This is a genomic window from Paenibacillus sp. 23TSA30-6, assembly GCF_014858585.1.
GTDB lineage: Bacteria > Bacillota > Bacilli > Paenibacillales > Paenibacillaceae > Paenibacillus.
Map to the genome: position 1 here is coordinate 49,571 of NZ_SLTL01000033.1, position 8,158 is coordinate 57,728.

Genomic DNA, 8,158 nt, shown 5'->3' on the forward strand with positions numbered 1-8,158 from the left:
AAGACCTCCAAGTTCAGTTTTAGTTTTGAACTGCTTTATTACAGTGGTTATTCTTGGTTTATGGAGACTATAACACTTTTGTTTTCATTTGAAAATAAGAAATACAAAAATAATCAAAAATAAATTTTAATTTTGAATAACCTGTAAAACGAATACATTGATCTGTAAAACGATAATTGCCATCCGAAAAAGAAAGCGCTTTAATAAATGTGAGTTTGGAAGGCAATCCGGAGCCGCCTCATTCAACTTGCAACAAGCACAGCCTCTTCAAGGAAGCTGGACTACTGATTTTAGCCTCTAATCATGTCGTATCGGCGTCATAGAGGTCTACGGAGGGATGAGTATGGTTACAAAGGCAGGCATTTGGAAACAGCGTCTTGGTTACGGAGTTGCCGATTTTGCGTGTAACTTGATTTGGCAAATGATCACGCTCTATTTAATGTTTTTCTATACGGATGTCATGGGGCTACAGGTACTTGCGGTCAGTGCGCTGCTGTTAGTTACACGCGTTGTGGATGGTGTGGCGGATGCCATTATGGGGATTATTATCGACAAAACCCGTACACGCTGGGGAAAATCACGGCCTTATTTTCTGTTTGGAGCTATTCCGTTCGGTATCTTGGGTATTCTTACCTTTTACGTGCCGGATATCGGTCCTGTCGGTAAACTGATTTACGCGTATTTCACCTATATGGGCCTATCGCTGGCGTATACGATGGTCAATATCCCGATGGCTTCCATTTTGCCGAGCCTCACTCGGGATGGACAGGAACGTACAGTGCTGGCGACGACCCGTATTATCTTTTCTTTCATTGGAGCTACGGCGGTTAGTGTATTGACGATGCCGCTGGTCCGTATGCTAGGTAACGGATCACAGGCGCACGGATTCTTTTGGACAATGGTTATTTTCTCGTTTGTGGATATGATGTTGTTTTTTGTAACCTTCAAAAATGTAGAAGAAAAAGTAAAGCTCCGGCAGGAAAAAGTGACGGTTGCCCAAACCTTTTCTGCGCTTAAAGGGAATACACCCTGGTACATCTTCGCAGCCAACATTATCTTTATGTTCGGAGGCATGTTTTTTCATCAAGGCAGTCTGATTTATTATTTCACGTATTATGTGAACCGCCCGGATCTGATCGGTCTGGTCGCAGGAATGGGTTCCCTTATTCCGATCATCGGTACCTTTGTCACCCCAATGCTTGCCCGGCGTATGTACAAACGTAATTTGTTCCAGATTGCAAGCGCTGTTACTGTTACAGGTATGCTGATCATGCTTATTTCTGGCACCAACATCTTCGGTTTAATCGTCGGTGCTGTCATTTCTGCCCTAGGGAACGGCGTTCGGACAGCAATTTACTTCTCCATGCAAGCCGACCCGGTTGATTACGGGGAATGGAAATCCGGCATTAGCGCAGCCGGCTTTATTTCTTCACTGAATGGTTTTATCGGAAAGGTAGCTATGGCTCTGGCAGGTGCTGTTTCCGGTGTATTTTTAACGTGGGGGAATTATGCTCCCAATCAAACACAAAGCGCTTCCGGCCTGTTCGCCATTCAACTGAATTATCTCATCATTCCGCTGATTTTAACGGTCATTTCGATGATTATTATGTACTTTTATCGTCTGGATCACATTTTCCCGCAAATCCGTAACGACATTCAGGAACGAAATCAAGCGCAGGATGCGTCTGAAGGCGAGAACACTTCGAATGTTCATGGAAATAAAGATATCCTTCCTCAATCGGTTTAATTATCCTAAAGGAGGCATTCACATGTCAGAAACATCTCCTATTCAGCAAGCTGACAAAATAAAAATTGCACGTAATGAAGCTTTTATTAACCAGGCGGTTCAAGCACAACCGCATTTGAATACGTCCACTGTCGATCCACAGCAAATGGTCGAGATTGTCCATGATGCAGACGCGATGCATGGCTGGAAAACACATCCGGTGCAATCCGTTTCCACGCTGTCGCAGCAGCATTACGGCAAGGGAGATGAATTTATTCTCGACTTTGGCACGCATCAGGTGGGATATTTGTCCTTTTCTGTTCGTTCAGTCGGCAGTCCGCCGGATGCGCCACTTCATCTCAAGCTGACCTTTGGTGAAATGCCCGTCGAAGTCGCAGAGCCCTTTTCCAACTATACAGGCTGGATTAGCAGCTCATGGCTACAGGAGGAAACGCTATATATTGACGTGCTGCCTGGTGTCATCGAGTTACCGCGTCGTTACAGTTTCCGTTATGTCAAATTTGAAATTAAAGATACGTCCATGAAATATCGTGTAGCCTTCGATGACATACAGATTCAGGCTGTAACCTCGGCAGATGCTTCACATCTTGTCCCGATGGAACATGCTGATCCACTCCTGCGGGATATTGATCAAGTCAGCATCCGTACCCTGCAAAACTGTATGCAGGAAGTGTTCGAGGATGGCCCCAAGCGGGATCGACGACTGTGGCTGGGCGATTTGCGACTTCAGGCGTTAGCTAATTATGAAACTTTTGGCAATAATGAGCTTGTTAAACGCTGCCTCTACTTGTTCGCAGGAGTACCGGATGACCGCGGCCAAGTCGCAGCGAATCTGTTCATTACGCCATCGCTCATACCGGATGATACGTATTTGTTCGACTATTCTTTGTTATTCACCGTCAGTTTGTACGATTACTTTGAGGCCACTCGGGACAGCAGCACTTTGCAGGAGCTGTGGCCGACAGCCTACCGACAAGTGGAACTGGCTTTGGAGCGTCTGAATGAACAGCACCTCCCGCCGCATACCAACGAATGGTGGTCTTTTATCGACTGGCATGAGCAGTTGGATAAGCAAGCCCCTTCTCAAGCCATACTTATTTACACGTTAAAACGGGCCATTCGATTGGCTAAACAGGTTGATCCTGACAAGCTTCCGTTCCTGAACCAGCGGTTGGAGGACGTTACGACCGCAACACTGGCCCAACTATGGGATGAAAAGCAAGGCTTCTTCGTCAGCGGTCCCAACCGCCAAATTTCGTGGGCCGGACAAATCTGGATGGCTTTGGCCGAGGTGCTGGATGCAGAGCAAAACGCAGCTCTCATGCAACGCTTGCTATCCGAGCAACCGGATATCGGCCTGACGACACCGTATATGCATCACTATTTGGTCGAAGCTTTGCTGATCACAGGTGACCGGGACGGGGCCGTAAAACATCTCAAGTCCTACTGGGGAGGTATGCTACGGGATGGAGCGGACACGTTCTGGGAATTGTACGATCCCCATAATAAAGCCTTTTCACCCTACGGCAGTTATCTGATCAACAGCTACTGTCACGCGTGGAGCTGCACCCCAACCTATTTGATTCGTAAGTATAAGCTTTAAAATATAATAAGGCCGTGCCGGGATCGGGTTTTAAGAACCTTTTCCAGCACGGGCTTTTGGTAGGTAAATCACTTAATTGCCCTCGTCTGGTAGGTTCAGGGAATATCAAGTCGTTTTTTAACGACTGCTGGTACACCTGCAGCCAAGGTAAATTCGGGTATATCCTCTTTAACAAAGGCCCCACCACCAATTATAGACCAACAACCGATGTGACGTTTCTCCCGTACCGAGGCTCCAATGCCGATATAGGCTCCCTCATCTATGGTTACATTGCCTGCCAGATTCACACCGGGGGCTATAGTTACATAATCGCCAATAACCGCATCATGACTGACGTTAACACTCCGATTGATAATTACATGATGTCCGGTCTTAATATTGTCCGACAGGACAGCCCCCTCAAAGATCATGCTTCCCCCTCCAATGGTATTTCTTCGAGAGAAACGAACACGGGGGTGTATTAGCGGGGCTGCGATACGAAATCCCGATTGAATTGTATGATAAGCAAATCGCTTCTTTAATGCCGGATCACCCACCCCCGCACATATCAGCTCTACCTCATATTTTAACGCTTCAATGTCAGTCAACGTCCCCAGTACAGGAACGCCATTAACGATCTGCCCTTTCGACTCAGGCCGTTCGTCTAAAAAACCTACCACTTGAACTCCCAGCTCTTCACATAACCAGTTGATTTCCCTTGCATGTCCGCCTGATCCCCAAATAACGATTTTCCTCATCTGGCTGTCTCTCTTCCCAGGCTCCCTAGAACGTTCACAATTCTTCGAACAATAATCTCGTCCAGCTCCTCCCACAAGGGCAGGCTGACAATATGTTTGGTAATATGCTCGGTAACATGAAGAGCAGATCGCGTATAACTCTGGAACTGCTTCTGCTGATGGCATGCCGGAGAAAAATAGGTTCTGGCTTCTATTGAATTAGAGGCTAATAACTTAACGACCTCTTGATTAGTGTGTGAATCCGGACTAAGAATAGGGATAAATTGATGGACAACCGATCCTTGCGTTTTTTGTACAGACCATCCTCGTTCTAATAAGTCTGCTTGGAGCAGTTCTTGAAGATAATATTCGTAGATAGTCCTTCTATTCTCCCGTACAGTCTTGAAATGATCGAGAGTGGCTAAAGCGATAGCAGCGGTATACTCGGATATCTTACTGTTAAGACCTTGGGAGACAGACTCCCTGCTGCTGGAGAAACCGAAATTCCCTGCCTGACGAATTCGCTTAATGAGATCCTGGTCCAAACTGTATACCAATCCACCCTCTCCAATACCGAAAGATTTGGTGGCATGAAAGCTGAATACTACAGCTCCTCCAAAGCCTTTACCAAAATGGGTGGCTTCCTCGGGAGTTATCGTTCCAAAGCTGGCAGCAGCATCAATGACTACCGGAATTCCTTGCTCCTGCAGCTTATTGTATACGGATAAATCAATGGCTGTACCGAAAGTGGCATAAGGAACGATTACCGCAATCTCATCCCCCAGCAGCTTGACTGCCTGCTCTAACTGCTCCCTATTCATTTGCCAATTCTCCGGTTCAATGTCAAGGAAGTAGGGTTCTAGCCCGCACCACTCAGCAGCAAGTGGGGTGGCAGCAAAAGTAAAGCTTGGCATAACTGCATATTTGCCCTGTGGTCGCTTGCTTTGAGAAATCGCCAAAATCAACCCGATGGTAGCGTTATGAACGGTTACAGCCGAACCGATTCCATCAAACATTTGCGCAATGACCCGCTCTTCAAACAGGTTATTTAAGGGACCATAATTGGAGTAAATCCGCGTCTCTTCTATTTTCTCAAAATTGGCAATAAATCGTTCCTTTTTTACTAAGTTAGGTCGTAAGAAGGGAATGTCGAACATGAGCCAGCCTCCTTTGTACATGGGATGAGCAAGCTAGGATTCCAATGTTTTTAATATCATTTCAATTCGCTTAATATCTGCTACAAATTGTGGACGACCCCTTATACGTTCCTGATAAGAATGAAGTGCAGTTTTAAACAAATCGTTAGTATCAAGAAATCCATCATCTCTTGAGGCAATCATAATATCTAACCATTCCGTGAACGCATTTTGACCAAGCGTCTGATTATTTTGATTGGGATGTATTCGGAAATAGCTTAGTGCTTCAGGAATATAAACTGCTTTTCCTTTGGATAGTAAGTTCAACCAGGAAGCTAAATCATTAAGAAGAGAATACTGTTTTCCTTTATAAACCCCAAACCGTTCGATAAGATCTGTTTTTTTGAAAAACACTGTCGTAGGCTCACCAATCACATTTAAACAACGAGTTAAGGCAACGTTTGCCAGCATTTTTCCGTCCATGATCCTTGTTTCTTCGTACAGCCTTTCCGTTGCATAGAGCGGTGGGATAATAGCCCCTGATTCATCAATGGTTTGCCGATACGAGGTAACCAGTGTGATATTTTCGAAATTTTCAAAGAAATAGATCATCCTTGCTATTTTTTCTTTATGAAATATGTCATCATCCATCAAGTAATTGATATATTCACCTGACGCCAAATCAAAACATTTATGCCAATTTCCGAGGAAAAGATTTTTATCATTTTTATAATATTTAATTTGGGTAAAAGAATCTAAATAAGAATCTTCAAGCATTTCTTGTACTTCATTCGTTGTACTGTCATCACAGATAATGATTTCGATGTTCGGGTAAGTTTGTTCCAATACACTGTCGATGGCGATTTTTAGTGTATGCGGCCGGTTATATGCAGGTATAACTACACTTACTAATGGGCATTCCACACTTACTCCACCTTTCTTTTATGCTTAGGTGTCTACGCCGGAGGTTTCAAACGATTTATTTGCTATGTTCATATGGGCTGGCATTTTCCTCACATCCCCGTACACATACACATACATATATATTACTGGGAAATAAAATGATGCCAGGAAAATGAATGCTTCAATAAAAACAATAACTCACGTCTGAATCGGCACCTTCCTCTCGTTGGTGTTCGAAACTGGTAAAGGGGAATGATCATGCCATTGAATTTCACTCCGCTACTGACAACTCATCTATTTGTATCGAAGAAGGTTTTAAAGGATGATGTAAAAGAATTGATAGATAGATTGGAAGAAAATCACATTACAATAAACTTGTATGAGGCTGATCATCCACTAATAGACAATAGCCTCCAAAAGCCTCGGGTTTACATCTCGCTCGGAGAAGAGTGGGGAGAATTTTCAGCACTAAAAGCGTTGCCTGGTCACGAAAAAAAACGCTGGTTGCACTTCCAATCACCAGACGAAATTCAACCTATGCATTTATTTTTCTGCTGGCTCAAGGCAACAGATCCTCTTCCGGAGAATAGAACGATTCCTCCAACACATTTTTCTTCAAACACACCTTTAATATCCGTGTTTACTGCCAGCTACAGGTCAAAAGAAAAAATTCTACGACCTTATCAATCTTTATTGAAGCAGACCTACAAGAACTGGGAATGGGTAATCGTGGATGATTCCGGTGATGAAGATGAGACATACAAGGAGTATTTACTCCCTTTAGAGGATCACCGTGTGCGGAGATATCGCCAGGATTCCCGTAATGGCTATATAGGGGCCATCAAAAGGTTTGCAGCAGGTCTATGTACTGGGGAAATTTTGGTAGAAGTCGATCATGATGATGAGCTAACTCCTGACTGCCTGGAGAAAATCGTCAAAGCATTTCAACAAAACCCTGACTGTGGCTTTGTTTATGGGGATTGTGCTGAAGTGTATGCAGAGAGCAATCATGCACATTGGTATGGCTGGGATTGTGGCTTTGGTTACAGTGTTCATTATCGAGTCTGGCTGCATGAAATGAACAGATGGCAAAATGCACAAAAACATACGACCATTAATGGCAAAACCATTCGTCATTTGGTCGGTTTACCCAATCATCCCCGTGCGTGGACGAGGGACTGTTATCATCTGATCGGAGGCCATCGCAATGAACTGCTGGTAGCAGATGATTACGATATGCTGGTCCGGACGTTTCTTTGTACTAAATTTGTAAACATCCCCGATTTGATATATATCCAATATCGTAACGAAAATGGAAATAACACTACATTCCTCAGAAATAAGCAGATTCAGGTTCTTGTAGGGGAACTAAATAGATGCTATTTTCAAAGGATTCAAATGAGATTGAAAGAGCTTAATTTACCAGAGCAATTGCCTTATCGTCGTATATGGGAGACTTCTACGGATGATCCTGCCCGGAAATCTGCTCACGTTATTCAAGAAGATACCTCAAGATTCTCGATATTGTTCCCTATCCCCCATTCCTGCCCTGAAATAGAGCATACGCAATTAATTAAGACACTCCAAAAGGGCATTGAAAACAACTTTAGGGAGATTGAAATTGTGGTTGTAGGTCGAATTCCATCAGAAATTGAAACCTATGCCTCCAAAGCTCCCAGGGGGACCATACGATGGTGGCCAATGGAGCCAAATGATTCATTAGAAACTTGTATTCAATATGGAAAATTTGTTGCGTCCTGTAAAGAGAAAGTGGTTGTGTTGCCCTAAATTGCAACAATGCTGATTAGAATATTAGCCAACAATTATTTTCCAAAACCTTTGTCGAAGTCTCTCAGAATTATTTCCATGAGACTTCGACAAAGGTTTTTTTCGTTACAGCAGAACTGCTTAATAGCAATGCGGTGATTCCTTCACCGACAAATTCGTAAACACAATTTAAGACAAAAAAATGGGGTTGTCCCAAAAGCCATGAAATGGCTGCTTGGGATAGCCCTTGTTTTTGAGTAGGATATACGTGAGCGTTTGGTGAGGA

General features: G+C 43.9%; 7 protein-coding genes. 3 read left to right on the top strand and 4 right to left on the bottom strand.

Translation table 11 applies throughout. The features are described 5' to 3' along the window. Nucleotides 1-343 precede the first annotated feature (343 nt). Both E0698_RS22700 and E0698_RS22705 read left to right on the top strand, forming a co-directional pair. On the top strand, nt 344-1,747 hold the full coding sequence (locus E0698_RS22700; protein ID WP_202895032.1) for an MFS transporter: 1,404 nt from the start codon (nt 344-346) through the stop codon (nt 1,745-1,747). Nucleotides 1,748-1,769: 22 nt separating this feature from the next. Continuing rightward, nucleotides 1,770-3,350 carry an alpha-L-rhamnosidase-related protein gene (locus tag E0698_RS22705; RefSeq protein WP_192512974.1) on the top strand — a complete coding sequence of 527 codons (1,581 nt, stop codon included), beginning with the start codon at nt 1,770-1,772 and terminating at the stop codon, nt 3,348-3,350. A gap of 95 nt (nt 3,351-3,445) precedes the next feature. Here E0698_RS22705 and E0698_RS22710 read toward each other — a convergent pair whose 3' ends face one another. Genes E0698_RS22710 through E0698_RS22720 form a run of 3 tightly spaced genes read right to left on the bottom strand, consistent with a single transcriptional unit; the run spans nt 3,446 to nt 6,126 of the window. Beyond that, nucleotides 3,446-4,087 carry an acetyltransferase gene (locus tag E0698_RS22710; protein ID WP_192512975.1) on the bottom strand — a complete coding sequence of 214 codons (642 nt, stop codon included), beginning with the start codon at nt 4,085-4,087 and terminating at the stop codon, nt 3,446-3,448. After that, nucleotides 4,084-5,223, bottom strand: a complete 1,140-nt coding sequence (locus E0698_RS22715) for a DegT/DnrJ/EryC1/StrS family aminotransferase (protein ID WP_149094069.1) — start codon at nt 5,221-5,223, stop codon at nt 4,084-4,086. The genes E0698_RS22710 and E0698_RS22715 overlap by 4 nt, the downstream gene beginning before the upstream one ends. A 33-nt stretch (nt 5,224-5,256) precedes the next feature. Then, nucleotides 5,257-6,126 carry a glycosyltransferase gene (locus E0698_RS22720; protein ID WP_192512976.1) on the bottom strand — a complete coding sequence of 290 codons (870 nt, stop codon included), beginning with the start codon at nt 6,124-6,126 and terminating at the stop codon, nt 5,257-5,259. A gap of 237 nt (nt 6,127-6,363) precedes the next feature. On the opposite strand from E0698_RS22720, the gene E0698_RS22725 reads away from it, so the two are divergent. After that, the gene (locus E0698_RS22725) at nt 6,364-7,893 is read left to right on the top strand and encodes a glycosyltransferase (RefSeq protein WP_192512977.1); all 1,530 of its coding nucleotides are present in this window, start codon (nt 6,364-6,366) and stop codon (nt 7,891-7,893) included. Between the two features lie 70 nt (nt 7,894-7,963). On the opposite strand, the gene E0698_RS27120 is transcribed toward E0698_RS22725, so the two are convergent. Next, the coding region (locus E0698_RS27120; protein WP_238354105.1) for a hypothetical protein at nt 7,964-8,158 on the bottom strand (195 nt) is incomplete at its 5' end.

Bases quoted from the DNA above. Each gene is read 5' to 3' on its own strand.
- E0698_RS22705 (WP_192512974.1), top strand. From the start codon at position 1,770: ATGTCAGAAACATCTCCTATTCAGCAAGCTGACAAAATAAAAATTGCA.
- E0698_RS22715 (WP_149094069.1), bottom strand. From the start codon at position 5,223: ATGTTCGACATTCCCTTCTTACGACCTAACTTAGTAAAAAAGGAACGA.
- E0698_RS22710 (WP_192512975.1), bottom strand. From the start codon at position 4,087: ATGAGGAAAATCGTTATTTGGGGATCAGGCGGACATGCAAGGGAAATC.
- E0698_RS22725 (WP_192512977.1), top strand. From the start codon at position 6,364: ATGCCATTGAATTTCACTCCGCTACTGACAACTCATCTATTTGTATCG.
- E0698_RS22700 (WP_202895032.1), top strand. From the start codon at position 344: ATGGTTACAAAGGCAGGCATTTGGAAACAGCGTCTTGGTTACGGAGTT.